This window comes from Kitasatospora purpeofusca (genome assembly GCF_034043715.1).
GTDB classification, from domain to species: Bacteria; Actinomycetota; Actinomycetes; order Streptomycetales; family Streptomycetaceae; genus Kitasatospora; species Kitasatospora purpeofusca_A.
The window spans coordinates 15,968-31,211 of the sequence record NZ_JAXCLC010000011.1; the positions used below are offsets into that span (position 1 = coordinate 15,968).

Genomic DNA, 15,244 nt, shown 5'->3' on the forward strand with positions numbered 1-15,244 from the left:
GCCGTGAACAGTGCGGTGCGCATCGTCGTCACCGCGTGCGACCCTCCCGTTCCGCCTTGACGCGGTCCAGTTCCCTCTTGAGTGAGCGGGCCTGGGCGCGTTCCGTGCTGCCGGCGTCGATGATGTCGAGGAACACCTGGTCGAATGCGGGGCAGGCGGCGCTCAGCTGGCGCTTGATCCGTACGCACACCTCCTCGACCTTCTCGCTGTCCAGCCCCTCGCGCAGGTCGATCCGAGCCGCCAGCAGGGCCGAGTCGGGCCCCAGCCGCATCGTCAGGAGGGTCGTCACCGTGTCGATCTCGTCCTGTCCGTCCAGGAACGCATGGGCCTGCTGTTGCAGCAGGGGGTCCACCGCCTGACCCACGAGGAGGCTGCGGGCCTCCCGGCCCAGGCGGTAGGCCACCGCGATGAGCAGCGCGCCGATGGCCAGCGCCGCGGCCGCTTCCCAGGCGGGCGAGCCGGTGAACTGGTGGCAGGCGACACCGCCGGCCGCGAGCAGTACGCCGAACACCGCGGTGGCGTCCTCGGCGAGCACCGTCCGCACCGTCGGGTCGTCGGACCGCCTGATCTGCTGGGACAGCGGGCGTCCGCGGGCCCGGGCCTGGCCGCGGAGCTGGAAGAGCACCCGGACGAGTGAGGTGCCCTCCGCGAGCAGCGCCACGACCAGGACGACGTAGACGGTGAGGAATTTCTCGGGCTCCGCCGGTGGCGACAGCAAGGTGTGCAGGCCCTGGTAGAAGGAGAAGCACCCGCCGGTCACGAAGATCCCGACCGCGGCCAGGAGCGCCCAGAAGAACCGTTCCTTGCCGTAGCCGAAGGGGTGGCGGGTGTCCGCCCGCCGCCGGCTGCGGCTCAGCGAGGCGAGCAGGAACACCTCGTTGAGGGTGTCCGCGACCGAGTGCGCGGCCTCGGCGAGCAGCGCGGGGGAGGGCGCCACCACCCCCGCCACCGCCTTGGCCGCGGCGATCACCACATTGGCCAGCAAGGCCACGACGACCGTGCCGCGGGTCTCGCGGTCGGCCGGGTCCCGTCCGGTCGCCGACGGGCGGCGGACGGCGCTGTCGACCGGCGCCGTACGCGCGCTCCGCGGCGGCCGGGCCGGTGCGGACGGTTCATGGCCGGCGCCTCTCACACCGGGCGGCTGCCCGATCGCCCGCGGGATACGCATGAGCCCGGAACCCTGGCGCCCGGCCCGTCCGAGGTGACGCCGGCAGAGGTCGGCGGAGGTCGGTGGTCAGCAGAGGTCAGCAGAGGTCAGCAGGGGTCGGCAGAGGTCGGCAGTGGTCGGCCCCGACCGCCCGGAGCGGGTCAGGTCTGGGCGGCGATCGCGGCGCACAGCAGCGCGATGCCGAGTGCGAGCCAGGCCAGGTAGTCGCCGAGGTGTCCGGAGTGCAGCCGGCGTACCGCTCGGACGGTCCGGGCGGCGGGGTGGTGCCGCGACAGCCGTGGGGTGAGCCGGTGGACGGCGGCGGTGGCGAGGGCGACGGCGAGTGCGGTGGACAGCAGGCCGAGGAGGACGCCCGAGGTGGTCCATTCGGCGGGCGGCGGGTCGACGGCGGGCGGCATGGTCCCCCCGGTGACGGCGGCCGTGTACTGGGCGGGGTCGGTGAAGACGGCCGCGCCGCGCGCGAGGGCGTCGGCGACCGCGGGCAGGCAGCCCAGGGCAGCGGCGAGGGCGAGGAGTACGGCGGGGACGACGGTCATGGTCGGCGGCAGTCCGCGCCGCGGGGAGCGGATCTCGGGCTCCTCGCCCTCCCCGGTGGTCTCCTCGTCGCCGGGTCCGACCCGGGGCGGCGGGCCGGCCCCCCGGAAGACCCGCAGGCCGGCGCGGAGCACCGCCGCGCCGGTGAGGGCGGAGACGGCGACGAACACGGCGGGCAGCCACGGCTGCCAGTGTCCGGCGGCGTGCTCGGCCACGGCCTTGCCCAGGCCGGTGCCGAACGGCGGCAGCCCGGCCAGCGCCAGCGCGCCGGCGAAGAACAGCACACCGACCAGGCGCAGTTCGCGGGCCCTGCCGTGCAGGCCGTGCTCGTCGACGGAGCCGTAGCGGTCCAGCAGCACCCCGGTGAGGGCGAACAGGGCGGCCTTGACGCAGCCGTGCCCGCCGACGTAGAGCGCCGTCCCGGCGACGCCGTCCGGGGTGAGCAGCGCGATGCCGGTGAGGAACAGGCCGACGTGGCTGACGGTGGAGAACGCCAGCAGGCGTTTGAGGTGTCGCTGCTGCCAGCACATCACGGCGCCGACCAGGGCGGTCAGCACGCCCAGGGCCGCGAAGGTGGTGCGGAACGCGTCGTGGGGGATGCCGCCGGGGCCGGAGAAGACGGTCCAGTGGACGCGGGCGATTCCGTAGACGCCGAGTTCGACCATGACCCCGGACATCAGCATGCACACCGGGGTCGGGGCGACGGAGTGGGCGTCGGGCAGCCAGAAGTGGAACGGGACGGCGGCGGCCTTGACCAGGAGGGCGGTGCAGATGAGGACGAACGCGACCACGGTCAGCAGGTCGGTGCGGTGCCCGGCGAGTTGCTGACCGAGGCGGGCCAGGTTCAGTTCGCCGGTGCGGGCGTAGATCAGGCCGATGCCCAGCAGGGAGCAGTAGGCGGCGAAGGAGGTGACGATGCCGAAGGTGAGCGCGCCCTGGAGCGGGCGGGGGTCCTCGATGCGGTAGCCGGTCAGGGCGTAGGCGGCGGCTCCCATGAGTTCGAAGAAGACGAAGGCGTTGAACAGGTCCCCGGTGAGCGTGAAACCGGCCATGCCGGCCTCGAACAGCAGGATCAGGGCGGGGAAGACGCCGGCGTGCTCGCCCTTCGGTTCGTCGAAGTACCGCCAGGAGTAGACGATCACGGCGAGGACCAGGGCGGAGACCAGCAGCGCGAGGCCGGCGCCGATCGGGTCCGCGGCGAGCACGATGCCGACCCGGGCGGGCCAGCCGCCCAGGTCGGCGGTGGCGAGTGGTCCGCCGTGCGCCCACAGCAGCGCGAGGCAGAGCACCTCGGCGGCGGCGGTCGTGGTCGCCAGGAGGTCGCAGCCGGTCCGGGGCAGCAGGCGTCCGGCCACCGCGAGCAGGGCCGCGCCGAGCAGCGGGACGGCCACGGCCAGCGGCAGCAGGTCGGCGGCGGTCACCGCCGGTCAGCCTTTCAGGTCGGTGAGGGCCTGCGGGTCGACGGTGCGGTGGCGTTTGCGCAGTTGGACGGTCAGGGCGAGCAGCAGCGCGGTGACGGTGGCGCCGACCACGACGTCGGTCAGGGCCATGGCCTGGACGACGGGGTCGACGACCGGGCGGGCGCCGGGTGTGAGGTCGGAGTAGACGGGGGCGGTGGCGTCCTCGCGGTAGCCGACGGCGAGGAGCAGCAGATAGGTGGAGGACTGGGCGACGGCCAGGCAGCCGATGGCGTGGATGAGGTCGCGGCTGGTGACGAGGCCGTAGAGGGCGATGAGCAGGACCCATCCGGCGGCGAGGTAGGGCCAGATGCCCATCAGTGGTCTCCGGTCTCGGGTTCGGGGTCGGCGAGTTCGACGGCTTGGTCGAGGAAGTGGGCGACCAGGGCGATCAGGCCGCAGGCGACCTCGACGCCGACGGCGGCGTTGAGCACCGGGACGGTGCCGCCGGAGGTGATCTCGTCGAAGGTGCCGAGTGGCAGCACGTTCTCGAGGAACGCGCCGCCGACGACCAGGCCGGCGAGCCCCACCAGGGTGAAGGAGGCGGCGGCGAGGGAGTCCGCGACATCCAGGACGGCCAGTGGACGCAGCCGTTTCAGGGCTCGGTAGTCGGCGGCGAGGTAGGCCAGGTGCAGGGCGGTCGCCAGCACCACGCCGCCCTGGAAGCCGCCGCCGGGGCTCAGCTGGCCGTGCGCGACCACGTACACGCCCACGACCAGGGTGACCGGGAGCAGCAGCGCGCCGAACAGCCGGGTGGTGGGCATGGCGTGTTCGGCCTCGGCGCGGCGGTGGCGCTCGTCGCGGGCCCGGCGCAGCAGCAGGGTGGCGCCGAGGACGGTGCCGAAGAGGATGGACTCCTCGCCGAGGGTGTCGAAGGCACGGATGTCGAAGTTGACGGAGGAGACGACGTTGGCCGTGCGGTGGGAGAGGGACGCCGCCACCGCCCGGTCCCCGTACGGGTGGTCGGATCCGCCGAAGTGCGGTAACCGGACGCAGGCGGCGGTGAAGAAGGCGGCGGTCACCGCGGCGCCGACCAGGAACACGAGCAGCCGGGCGCGCGCCGTCACTTCCGCTCCTCGGCCGCGCGGTCGTCGTCCTCGGCGGCGGTGCCGGTACGGCCGCCGGTGGTGCGGCGGGTGACCTTGCGGACGCTGAGGAGGATCAGCAGCGGGGTCAGCGCGGTGCCGACGGCCACCTGGGACAGGGCCACGTCGGGGGCCTGGAGCACGGCGAACAGGACCGCCAGGCCCAGGCCGAGCGCGGACAGGACGACGGCCTGGCGGGCCGGGTCGCGGGTGAGGACCGCCGCCGTCGCGGCGGTGACGACGAACGCGAGGGCCGCGCCGATCAGCCACTCGTTCACGGTGCCCCTTCCTCGGTGCCCTTGGTGCCCTCGGTGCCCTTGGTGCCCTCGGTGCCCTCGGCCTGGCGGGAGGCGCGGCCGACGGCGATCGTGGTGACCGTGCCGCCCGCGGCGAAGAGCAGGCCGATGAACAGCGTCTTCACCGCCGCCCGGCCCGCTCCCTGGTCCAGGGCCACCGCCGCGGCGAGCAGCGGCATCCCGGCCACCGAGGCGGGAGCCAGCGCGTGCAGCCGCATCAGCGTCCCGCCGAGCCGCAGCACCGCCAGTGCGGACAGCAGCATGCAACCCGCCCCGGACCACAGCAGCACGAGCACGACCAGGTGACGCACCGCCGTTCACCTCCCCTTCCTGCCGCGGATCCCGGCCCTCGCCGGGCGGACTGCCGGTCATGTCCCGTTGCCGGGGGCTCCGGACGCCGGACGCGTGTCGTGCTTCCAGCCGGCCACGAAGCGGGTGAAGACCAGCGTCCCGGCGGGAGCCAGGACGGCCAGCATCAGGGCGAGGTCCTGGTAGGACGACCGGTCGTAGGCCCCGGGCAGCAGCAGGAACACCGCCCCGACGACGGTCGACAGCAGCGAGGCGCCGGCGAGGCGGCGCACCGTGGTGCCGCGCGCCACCACCCACAGGCAGGCGGGGACCGGTCCGGCCAGCAGGACGAGGGCGGCCGCCGCCCAGGCGTTCACCGCTCGCCTCCCGGACGGGCGACGATCTCCTCGACCGGTCCCGCCTCCGGCCGCAGGGCGTGCACCACCACCGCGTCGTCGCCCGGGACGTCGACCACGCAGGTGTCCGGGGAAGCGGCGAGCAGCGCGCCCGCCCAGCCCGGGTCCGCTCCCGGTGCCAGGCGGACGCGCCTCACCACCGCGGTGCCGGGCCGCCGCGCCAGGGCGGCCAGCAGGACGGCCAGGCCGCGGACGACCGCCCACGGCAGCAACAGCACCGCCCGTGCCGCGCGGCGGGAGCCGGAGAATCCGGCGTCGGCGGCCGATCGTATCCGCTGTGCCGCCACCGCCCCGCCCACCGCCGCGACGCCGGCGACCGCCAGCTCGACGGGCGTCACCGAGTCGACCAGCACCACCGTCAGACCCAGCAGGACGGCACACCACACCGCGATCCCGACCCCAGCACGCACCGGACCTCCTGTCGCCCAAGCCATTGTTCGACCACCCGGCCCGCCGCCGCGCGAACGGCGGTCGGCGTGACCGGCGGGCCACCCGTACGGCGCAGCGCCGTACGGGTGGCCCGACTGTCCCCCTACCGGCCGAGCGCGTTCTCGAGCTCCTTCTTGTTCATCTTCGAGCGGCCGTGGATGTCGCGCTTCTTCGCCTCGTTGTACAGCTGTTCCTTCGTGGGGCCCTGGGCGCCGCTGTGGGAGCGGAGCCCGCCGCGCCGCGAGGAGGACATGTCCTTCACCGAGCTGCGGCTGGCGGTCTTCGACTCCCCGTGCCGGGCCCGTTCCTTGTTCACCGTGCGGGCGGCGATCTCCTTCGCGCGCTTCTCGCTCTCACCGCGCTCCTGCGCGCTCTCCTTGATGTGCTCGTACTGGCGTTCCCGTTTGGGGGTCGATCCGCGAGGCATGGTCACTCACTCCTACTCGTGCGGCTGAAGTACTCGGGCGGCCCGCATCCGGGAGACCAACCCGGCGCGGGCCCGGGGCAGACGCGCTCTCACCCGGCCGGTCGCCCGCCGCGCACCGCCGGCGAGGGCGCCGAGGCGGTGGGCGGCCCGCTGCTGGAGGCTTCGAGCCCGTGCGCTGTCGTCGAAGCGGCCGTGCGCTCCGAAGTCCCGCGACGAATCGACGGGACGGAACAGGTTGTCGGGGTCGCTGCGGGGCCGGAGCTCGTCGGTCTGCTGGGAGGCGAAGCCGGTGCGGGCCAGGTACCGGTCCAGGAGGCCCGGGACGACGGCGTTCGCCAGCAGGGTCGCCACCGTGCTCCCACCGACCCAGTACTCGCGCCGCCGCGGGTGGTCGGCCGCGTACAGCACCGCGCGGGCGGCCACCTCGGGCTGGTAGATCGGCGGCACCGGCTGTGCGCGCCGCGGCAGGCGCGAGCGGACCCAGTCGAACTGCGGGGTGTTCACCGCCGGCATCTGCACCATCGTGGTGCGCACTCCCGTGCCGGAGGCGAGCAGTTCGCACCGCAGCGCCTCGTTCCACCCCTGGACGGCGTGCTTGGCACCGCTGTAGGCGCTCTGCAGCGGGATGCCGCGGTAGGCGATCGCCGAGCCGACCTGCACGATCACCCCCGCGTCGCGCGGCAGCATGCGGCGCAGGGCCGCACCGGTGGCGTACACGTAACCGAGGTAGCTGACCTGGGTGACGCGCCGGAACTCCTCGGGGGTGATCTCGACGAAGGGGGCGAAGACGGAGGCGAAGGCGTCGTTGACCCACACGTCGATCGCGCCGAGCTCCCGCTCGACCCGCTCGGCGGCGGCCTCGACGGCCTCCGGGTCGGCCATGTCCGCCTCGATGGCGATGACCTTCGCGGCGCCGGCCCGCTCCACCTCCCGCACCGCCCCGTCCAGGCCGGCCCGGCCGCGGGCGATCAACGCCAGCCGGTCCCCGCGGGCACCGAAGGCCACCGCGCAGGCGCGTCCGATGCCGCCGCTGGCCCCGGTGACCACCACGGTCCGACCCACGGAATCGTGAAGTGTCATACCGGGCGGCTTCCCGCGATCGGCGGCCGGAAACGGGCGTGGCGGACGGGCGGCGCACGCGGGCGGGCTTTAGCGTCGAAAGCCGGCTGACAAGGCTCGAGCGAGGAGATGGACGATGCCGACCGCGGCGCTGTTCGATGTCGACGGAACGCTGCTCGACACCAACTACTGGCACACCGTGGCCTGGACCCAGGCGCTGGCCCAGTACGGTCACCACCCGGCGATGGCGCGCATCCACGGCGCGATCGGCATGGGCGGCGACCAGCTCCTGGACCATCTGCTGGGCGAGGACCGCGACCGCGACCAGGACGAGGCGCTCAGCGCGGCGCACCAGGCGCTGTTCGCCCGGTTCTGGCCCGCCCTGCGGGCCTTCGACGGGGCCGGCGACCTGCTGCGGGCCCTCAAGGGCCGCGGCTGGACGGTCGTCCTCGCCTCCTCCGCCTCCGCCCGGGACCTCGCGGTGATGCGGCGCGCCCTGGACGCCGACGACGCGATCGACGCCGCCACCAGCGCGGACGACGTGGAGGCCAGCAAGCCCGCACCCGACCTGGTCCGTGCCGCCCTGGCCAAGGCGGGCGTCGGGCCCGACCGGGCGGTGTTCGTCGGCGACACCCCGTGGGACGTGCAGGCCGCCGCCCGGGCGGAGGTGCCGTGCGTCGCGGTCCTGTCCGGCGGCACCGGTGAGCGCGCCCTCCGGGCGGCCGGGGCGCTGGAGGTCCACGCCGATGTCGCCGAGCTGCTCACCGGCCTGGACGACAGCGTCCTCGCCGACCCCGCCCGCCGCACCCACGGATCCCGCTGACCGGTCGGCTGCGGAAGTCCGGGCGCGCCGCCCCCGGCCGGTGCCCTCCCCGGGGCGCCGACCGGGGGACGGGTCAACGCCGGAGGGCGGGCAGGACCAGCTCGCGGTAGGCGTCGAAGAACACCTCCTGGTCGGGCCCGATCTGCCCGACGTAGACCTCGTCGAAGCCCGCCCGCGCATAGGCGCGCACCGTGTCCACGTGCCCCTCCACCTCGTCGCCGCAGGTCACCGCGTCGGCGACCATGTCGCGGGTGACCAGCTTGCCGGCCTGCTCGAAGTGGGCCGGCGTCGGCAGGACCTGAGCGAGTTCGCCGGGCAGCAGCTCGCTGGGCCACAGCTGGTGCACCACGTCGACGGCCTTCTCCCGGTTGCTGCTCCAGCACACCTTCACCCCGCCGACCACCTTCTTCCCCGCGCCGCCGCCGTCCCGGAACGCGGCCACCATGTCCGCGTCCGGGGTCATGGTGACGAACCCGTCACCGACCCGCCCGGCCAGCTCGGCCGCCTTCGGCCCGAACCCCGACACGAGAATCGGCACCGGCGCCTCGGGCGCGGTGTACAGGCGGGCGTTGTCGACGGTGTAGTGCCGCCCGCGGTGACTGGTCTGCTGTCCGGTGAACAGCTCCCGCATGACGCCGATCGCCTCCTCGAGCATCTCGCCGCGCTCCTCGAAGGAGGGCCAGCGGTCGCCGTGGACGTGCTCGTTCAGCGCCTCCCCGGTACCGACGCCCAGCGCGAAGCGGCCTTCGAGCAGGACGCTGGAGGTGGCCGCGGCCTGGGCGGTGACCGCCGGATGCAGCCGCATCGTCGGACAGGTCACCAGGGTGGTGACGGGCAGGTCCACGGCCTGCGACAGGGCCCCGATCACCGACCACACGAACGCGCTGTTGCCCTGCGCGTCGTTCCACGGGTGGAAGTGGTCGGAGATGGCGAGCCGGGTGAAGCCCGCCTGCTGCGCCCTCCTGGCCTGGTCGACCAGCTCCGCCGGGGTGAACTCCTCGCACGACAGGAAGTAGCCGTATTCGGTCATCGGATCCCACTCCTTCTCGAACGTCCGCCCCCCTCGTCGGGCGGCTACCCCGGCGGCGCCGGACACCACACGGGGACGAAGGTCCCGCCGGGCGCGCCCGAGCGGGCCTTTCCGCTCCGTCTTTCACCGCCCTCCGTCCTCGTTCGGCGCCGGGTCGCCACGGCCGTCCGTGCGGGGTGCGAGCCGCGCCGCCGCTTCGAGCATCAGCGCGTGGACGAACGCCTGCGGCAGGTTCCCGCGCAGCTGGCGCTCGGCGACGTCGAACTCCTCCGCGTACAGGCCGGGCGGCCCGCAGGCGGCGCGGTTGCGTTCGAACCAGCGCAGCGCCCGCCGGTCGTCGTTCTGCTGGTGCTCGGCCAGCGCCATCACGAATCCGCACAGCAGGAACGCTCCCTCGGCGTCCTCGAGGGGCCGCTGGTCGTGGCGGAACCGGTAGGCGTAGTGGTCCCGCACGAGGTCGGCGCGCACCGCGCGCAGGGTGGCGGTGGTGCGGGGGTCGTCCGCGGGCACGGCGCCCCGGACGGCGGGCAGCAGCAGGGCCGCGTCGACCCCGGCCCGGTGCGGGGAACGCTGCCACCGGCCGGTGGGATGCAGGCAGTCGGCCGCGGTCCCGGCGACGATCGCGTCGGCCAGCGCCTCCCAGCCGGCGGCGCGCCCGCCGCCGGCCCGGGGTGCCGCGGCGGCGATGGCGCGCAGGCCGGCGGCGCAGGCGAGCCGGCTGTGCGCCCATCGGTCGTTGTGCAGCTCCCAGAGGCCGGCGTCGGGCTCGTGGTGGCGGCTCGCGATCGCGTCGGCGGCGGCGAGCGCGGCCTGCCAGCCGTCCGTGTCGAGCCGGTCGTGGCGGGCGGCGGCGGCGAACAGCAGCAGGCTCTCGCCGAACACGTCGAGCTGGAACTGCTTGTTGACGTGGTTGCCGGCGACGTCGAAGCCACCGGGGTAGCCCGGCAGGTCGAGGGTGCGCGGATCGGGCACCGCCGCGCCGGCGGCGGTGTAGGCGGGTGCGAGCGCGGGGCCGTGCTCGAGCAGGCGGGCGGTGACGTACCGCACGGAGTCGTCCAGCAGCGGGTGCGGTCCGGCGGCGGCGACGGCCTGGCCGATGTACGCCTGGTCGCGGATCCACACGTACCGGTAGTCGTAGTTGCGGCCCTGCTCGGCGCGTTCGGGCAGGCTGGTGGTGGCCGCGGCGACCGTGCCGCCGCCCGGTCCCGTCAGTCCGGTCATGACCGCGTAGGCGTGCCGGGCGTCGCGGCGGCCCAGCGTGTTCGCGAGGTCGGGCACGCGTGCGGTCCAGGCTGCCTCGGTGGCCCGCCAGAGCACGTCGGCCGGTTCGGGCGCCGGCAGGGGCCGGTCGGAGACCTCCAGGACCAGGTCGTGGCGGGTTCCGGCGGCCACCCGCACCGCGGTGCGCAGCCCCGCTTCGCCGCGCCGGGCGTCCGGTGCGCCGCTCCAGCGCAGGTACAGGTCGCCGGACCGGGCCGTCCACCGCCCCTGCTCGTCCCGGCGGACCTGGCGCAGGCGATGGGCGCCGAAGCCGGCCGCCGGGTGGAGGTGGACGTCGAGCCGGGTGTCGCCGTCGGCGGCCAGGATCCGGCGCAGCACCACCGCGCGGTGCGGGTCGCCGGGGTGGGCGAGGGCTTCGCGGCATTCGACGATGCCGCCGGTGGTGATCCAGCGGCTGCGCCAGATGAGGCTGCCGCGCTCGTAGTAGCCGCCCCAGACGAACGGTTCGGCGGGGGTGACGGTGTACCAGCCCGGGCCGCCGATCAGGGCCGCGAAGACGGCGTCGCTGTCCCAGCCGGGCGCGCACATCCACACGATGTCGCCGCGGGGTCCGACCAGGGCGCCGCGCTCGCCGTCCGCGAGCAGGGCGTAGTCGCGCAGCGCGTGGGGAGCGGGCGGGCCGTTGTCGGTGGCGGTCAACGTCTCATCTCCCTCGGTAGGGGCCGGGTGCACGCGGTCGTGGTGGCGCCCTCGGCGTCGTCGGGGCGGCCCGGCCCTCGTCAGACGGGGGCACGGAAGCGGTCCGCCACTTCGGACCGCAGGGTCAGGCCGAGGCCGGGTTCGCCGGTCCGCCCCGGGCGCACAGAACCCCCGCCGGGGCTGAGGGTCCCCTCGAAGAGCAGGTTCTCGATGCGGACGTGGTCGTGGAACCACTCCAGGTGGCGCAGGTTCTCGGTGGCCGCCGCGGGGTGCGCGTGGACGTGCGGTGCGCAGTGTCCGGACAGGTGGAGGCCGTGGGCCTGGGCCAGGGCAGCGGCGCGCAGCCACACGGTGATGCCTCCGCAGCGGGTGGCGTCGGCCTGGAGGCAGTCCACGGACGGCGCCATGCGGGCGAAGTAGGGCAGGTCGTAGCCGTACTCGCCGGCGGCGACGTCCGCGGTGACGGCCTCGCGGACGTGGGCGAGGCCGGTGAGGTCGTCGGAGGAGACGGGTTCCTCGAACCAGCTCACCCCCAGGCCGGCCAGCGTCCGGCCGACCCGGACGGCCTGTTTGCGGGTGTAGGCGCCGTTCGCGTCGACGTAGAGTTCGGCGTCGTCGCCGATCAGCCGGCGGGCCTGCTCGGCGCGCTCCAGATCGCGCCGTTCGCGGCCGCCCCGGTCCTCACCGATCTTGATCTTGAAGCGGGTGATGTCCTGCTCCGCCCAGCCTTCGAGCTGCTCGGCCAGTTGCCGTTCGGTGTACGTGGTGAAGCCGCCGCTGCCGTAGACGGGCACCTCGCGCCGGGCGGCACCGAGCAGGTCCACCAGCGGGAGGCCGAGCAGGCGGGCCTTGAGGTCCCACAGGGCGATGTCGACGGCGGAGATCGCGCCCGCGACCAGGCCGGGCCGGCCGGCGTTGCGCGTCGCGCGGCTCATCGCCTCGTTGGCGGCCGGGATGTCGAAGGCGGGGCGGCCGAGCACGAGGTCGCGGAGCTGCCCGGTGATCACCTGGGCCGTGGCGGGGGCGCCGTACGTCCAGCCGAGGCCGGTGGTGTTCCGGCTGCGGGCCTGGACGAGGACCATGGTGGTGGAGTCCCAGGCGAGGGTGCCGTCGGCCTCCGGCGAGTCGGTGGGGACGGTGAGGACCCGCACCCGCAGGGCCTCGACGGTCGGGGTGGCGGCTCTCGTCATGGCTCGCCCGCCGCCCCGTGGCGGAGTCGCCCGTGCGGGGACCGCATGGCGGTCACCTCCTCCTGGCTCGGTGCCGGCGTGCGCCGAGCACGGCCGCCGTGGCCAGGCCGGTCAGCGTGCCCGCGACGCCCGCGGTCAGCAGCCGGGCCGCCGCGGGACGCGGTTGCGGGCGTGGGACGGCCTTCTCGGGGTGGTCGGCGGGTGGCGGCCCGTCCAGGGCCAGGGCGAGGGCTTCGGCCAGGTGCAGGGCCCGGCGGCCGGTCGTGGCCTGGTCGATCTGGGTGCGGCAGCTGAAGCCGTCGGCCAGGACGAAGGCGCTGGGGGCGGCGTCGCGGACGGCCGGCAGGACGCCCTGCTCGGCGATGGCCAGGGACAGGTCGTAGTGCCCTCGTTCGAAGCCGAAATTGCCCGCCAGACCGCAGCAGCCCTCGTCGAGCACCTCCGCCTCCAGACCGGCGCGGCGCATCAGTTCCCGGTCCGGGTCGGTGCCGAGGACGGCGTGCTGGTGGCAGTGGGTCTGCACGGTCGCCGCCCGGCTGGTCCGGGGCGGTCGCCACCCGTCGGGGGCGTGGTTGACGAGGTGCTCGGCGAAGGTGCGCGTCTGCGAGGCCAGCCGGAGGATGTCCTGGTCACCGGCGAGCAGGTCGGGGGCGTCCGCGCGGAAGACCGCGGTGCACGAGGGTTCGAGGCCGATGATCGGGGTGCCGGCCTCCAGCCACGGCCGCAGCACCCGGGTGGTGCGCCGCAGGACCCGGCGGGCCGTGCCGAGCTGGCCGGTGGAGATCCACGTCAGGCCGCAGCACACCGGCCCGGCCGGGACGGCCACCCGGAAGCCGGCGTCCTCCAGGACGCGGACCGCGGCGTCCGCGACGTGCGGGTGGAAGTGGTTGGTGAAGGTGTCCGGCCACAGCACCACGGTGCGCGGATCACCCGGATCGGGCTGCGGCCCGCCGGTCCGGTGCCAGGACTCCTGGAACGAGTCGGCGGCGAACAGCGGTGCGTCGCGGCGCGGGTCGATGCCGGCCAGCAGCTTGCCCGTCCGGCCGAGGCCCGGGGCGCGCAGGGCGGCGTTGGCCAGGCCCGGCGCCGCCAGCGTCCGCGTCAGCTGCGCCCACACCGGGAGCCAGCCCATGGCGTAGTGGGCGGCCGGACGCAGCCGCCCCTGGTAGTGGTGGGCGAGGAACTCGGCCTTGTAGGTGGCCATGTCGACCCCGACCGGGCAGTCGGACTTGCAGCCCTTGCAGGCCAGGCACAGGTCGAGTGCGTCGCGGACCTCGGTGGAGCGCCAGCCGCCGGTGACCGGTGAGTCGTCGTGGCCGCCGAGCATTTCGAACAGCAGCCGCGCGCGCCCGCGGGTGGAGTGCTCCTCCTCCCTGGTCGCACGGTAGGAGGGGCACATGACGCCGCCCTGGTGGGTGCGGCAGTTGCCGATGCCCACGCAGCGCAGCACCGCTCGGCCGAAGTCGTCGCCGTCGTCGGGGTAGCTGAAGTACGTCCGCTTCGGCTCGGGCCGCCAGGCGGCGCCCAGTCGCAGGTCGGCGTCGACGCCGCGGGGGTGGACGACCTTGCCGGGGTTCATCCGGTTGCCGGGGTCGAACAGGGCCTTGACCTCGCCCATCGCGTCTACCAGCTGCTGCCCGAACATGCGTGGCAGCAACTCGCCGCGGGCCTGCCCGTCGCCGTGCTCCCCCGACAGCGATCCGCCGTAGGAGGCGACGAGGTCGGCCGCGTCGGACAGGAACGCCCGGAACGCCGCGACGCCCCTGCCCTCGCGCAGCTCGAACGGGATCCGGGTGTGGACGCAGCCCTGCCCGAAGTGCCCGTACAGGGACGCCTGCTGGTAGCCGTACCGGTCGAAGAGCCGCTCCAGGTCGCGCAGGTAGGCCCCCAGCTTCTCCGGGGCGACCGCGGAGTCCTCCCAGCCCTCCCACGTCTCGGACCCGTCCGGCGGCCGGGCGGTCACGCCGAGGCCCGCTTCCCGGGCCTTGAGCATCTGCTGCTCGCGCGCCGGATCGTCGGAGAGCGCCACCCTCGGGTCGTCCTCCTCGCGGTCCAGCGCCCGCAGCAGCCCGTACGCCTGCGCGTCGGCCTCCTGTTTGGTGTCGCCGGTGAACTGGACCAGCAGCCAGCTGTCGCCCTCGGGCAGGCTCTCCAGCGAGTCCAGGTAGGCGTGCTCCTCGCGCATCAGCTGCGCCATCCGCCCGTCGATGGCCTCCAACTGGGTGGGGCGGCTGTGTTCGAGCAGCCGGGGGACGGCGTCGGCGGCCTGGTAGATGTCGTCGAAGCCCAGGACCAGCAGGGCCTCCGCCGCCGGCACCTCGACCAGTTCCAGCTCCGCCCGCAGCACGGTCACCAGGGTGCCCTCGCTGCCCACCAGGGCGCGGGCCACGTCGAAGCGGTTCTCCGGCAGCAGGGAGTCCAGGTTGTAGCCCGAGACCCGGCGCGGGATCTTGGGATAGCCGCGCCGGATCTCGGCCAGATGGCGGTCGGTGACGTCCCGCAGCCCCTGGTAGAGCCTCGCCCTGGGCCCGCCCCCGGCCACGATCCGGGCGTACTCGTCGTCGCCGGTCGGGCCGGCCCAGAACCGGGTCCCGCCGTAGGTGAGGACTTCGAGGCGGCGGACGTTGTCGACGGTCTTGCCGTAGGCCTGGGCGGACGCTCCGCAGCTGTTGTTGCCGATCATGCCGCCCAGTGCGCAGTGGCTGTGGGTGGACGGCTTCGGTCCGAACTTCAGCCCGTGCGGCGCGAGCTGCCGGTTGAGCGCGTCCAGGACGATGCCGGGCTCCACCACGCAGGTCCGCGCCTCGGGATCGACCGACACCAGGCGGTCGCAGTACTTCGTCCAGTCGATGACCACCGCCTCGTTGGTGCACTGCCCCCCGAGGCTGGTACCGCCTCCGCGTGACAGCACCGGGGCGTCGAAGCGGGAGCAGACGCCGACCGCGGCGGCGCCCGCCTCGACCGTCCGCGGCACGACCACGCCGAGCGGGACCTGCCGGTAGTTCGAGCCGTCGGTGGCGTAGGCGCCGCGGCTGCCGGCGTCGAAGCGGACCTCGCCGTCCACCTCGGCGCGCAGGGCCCGCCGGAGTGCGGCGAGGTCGGGTTCCCGGCCGGCGGCCACC

15 protein-coding genes are annotated in these 15,244 nt (G+C 74.7%); 1 reads left to right on the forward strand and 14 read right to left on the reverse strand.

Translation table 11 applies throughout. The annotated features are described in order from the left end of the window. Positions 1 to 28: 28 nt before the first annotated feature. From SM793_RS08085 to SM793_RS08130, 10 genes are all read right to left on the reverse strand, one after another. Positions 29 to 1,168 carry a cation diffusion facilitator family transporter gene (locus tag SM793_RS08085; protein WP_320437365.1) on the reverse strand — a complete coding sequence of 380 codons (1,140 nt, stop codon included), beginning with the start codon at positions 1,166 to 1,168 and terminating at the stop codon, positions 29 to 31. A 140-nt stretch (positions 1,169 to 1,308) separates the two neighbouring features. Beyond that, positions 1,309 to 3,123 (reverse strand): complex I subunit 5 family protein, encoded by a 1,815-nt coding sequence (locus SM793_RS08090; RefSeq protein ID WP_320437366.1) that lies wholly within the window; start codon positions 3,121 to 3,123, stop codon positions 1,309 to 1,311. 6 nt (positions 3,124 to 3,129) lie between these two features. Further along, on the reverse strand, positions 3,130 to 3,477 hold the full coding sequence (locus tag SM793_RS08095) for a sodium:proton antiporter (RefSeq protein ID WP_320437367.1): 348 nt from the start codon (positions 3,475 to 3,477) through the stop codon (positions 3,130 to 3,132). Continuing rightward, positions 3,477 to 4,226 carry an MnhB domain-containing protein gene (locus tag SM793_RS08100; protein ID WP_320437368.1) on the reverse strand — a complete coding sequence of 250 codons (750 nt, stop codon included), beginning with the start codon at positions 4,224 to 4,226 and terminating at the stop codon, positions 3,477 to 3,479. Before SM793_RS08100 ends, SM793_RS08095 begins: the two co-directional genes overlap by 1 nt. Beyond that, the gene (locus tag SM793_RS08105) at positions 4,223 to 4,522 is read right to left on the reverse strand and encodes a DUF4040 domain-containing protein (protein WP_320437369.1); all 300 of its coding nucleotides are present in this window, start codon (positions 4,520 to 4,522) and stop codon (positions 4,223 to 4,225) included. Before SM793_RS08105 ends, SM793_RS08100 begins: the two co-directional genes overlap by 4 nt. After that, positions 4,519 to 4,851, reverse strand: coding sequence for a monovalent cation/H(+) antiporter subunit G (locus SM793_RS08110; protein WP_320437370.1), 333 nt, complete (start codon positions 4,849 to 4,851; stop codon positions 4,519 to 4,521). The genes SM793_RS08105 and SM793_RS08110 overlap by 4 nt, the downstream gene beginning before the upstream one ends. Before the next feature lie 57 nt (positions 4,852 to 4,908). After that, a complete protein-coding gene (locus SM793_RS08115; protein WP_320437371.1) occupies positions 4,909 to 5,205 on the reverse strand; it encodes a monovalent cation/H+ antiporter complex subunit F in 297 nt (98 codons plus the stop codon). Next, positions 5,202 to 5,654, reverse strand: coding sequence for a hypothetical protein (locus SM793_RS08120; RefSeq protein WP_320437372.1), 453 nt, complete (start codon positions 5,652 to 5,654; stop codon positions 5,202 to 5,204). Before SM793_RS08120 ends, SM793_RS08115 begins: the two co-directional genes overlap by 4 nt. 122 nt (positions 5,655 to 5,776) lie before the next feature. After that, positions 5,777 to 6,100 (reverse strand): plasmid stabilization protein, encoded by a 324-nt coding sequence (locus SM793_RS08125; RefSeq protein ID WP_320437373.1) that lies wholly within the window; start codon positions 6,098 to 6,100, stop codon positions 5,777 to 5,779. A gap of 12 nt (positions 6,101 to 6,112) precedes the next feature. Next, positions 6,113 to 7,180, reverse strand: a complete 1,068-nt coding sequence (locus tag SM793_RS08130) for an SDR family oxidoreductase (protein WP_320437374.1) — start codon at positions 7,178 to 7,180, stop codon at positions 6,113 to 6,115. Positions 7,181 to 7,295: 115 nt separating this feature from the next. Here SM793_RS08130 and SM793_RS08135 point away from each other — a divergent pair, with 115 nt between their 5' ends. Beyond that, positions 7,296 to 7,982: an HAD family hydrolase gene (locus tag SM793_RS08135; RefSeq protein WP_320437375.1), complete on the forward strand. Its 687-nt coding sequence runs from the start codon at positions 7,296 to 7,298 to the stop codon at positions 7,980 to 7,982. Between the two features lie 73 nt (positions 7,983 to 8,055). On the opposite strand, the gene SM793_RS08140 is transcribed toward SM793_RS08135, so the two are convergent. The 4 genes from SM793_RS08140 to SM793_RS08155 form a co-directional block, all read right to left on the reverse strand. Then, on the reverse strand, positions 8,056 to 9,012 hold the full coding sequence (locus SM793_RS08140) for a TIGR03557 family F420-dependent LLM class oxidoreductase (protein ID WP_320437376.1): 957 nt from the start codon (positions 9,010 to 9,012) through the stop codon (positions 8,056 to 8,058). A gap of 123 nt (positions 9,013 to 9,135) precedes the next feature. After that, a complete protein-coding gene (locus SM793_RS08145; protein ID WP_320437377.1) occupies positions 9,136 to 10,932 on the reverse strand; it encodes a glycoside hydrolase family 15 protein in 1,797 nt (598 codons plus the stop codon). 80 nt (positions 10,933 to 11,012) lie between these two features. Next, on the reverse strand, positions 11,013 to 12,122 hold the full coding sequence (locus tag SM793_RS08150; protein WP_320437378.1) for an enolase C-terminal domain-like protein: 1,110 nt from the start codon (positions 12,120 to 12,122) through the stop codon (positions 11,013 to 11,015). A gap of 52 nt (positions 12,123 to 12,174) precedes the next feature. Next, positions 12,175 to 15,243: an FAD-binding and (Fe-S)-binding domain-containing protein gene (locus SM793_RS08155; protein ID WP_320437379.1), complete on the reverse strand. Its 3,069-nt coding sequence runs from the start codon at positions 15,241 to 15,243 to the stop codon at positions 12,175 to 12,177. Position 15,244: the final 1 nt, after the last annotated feature.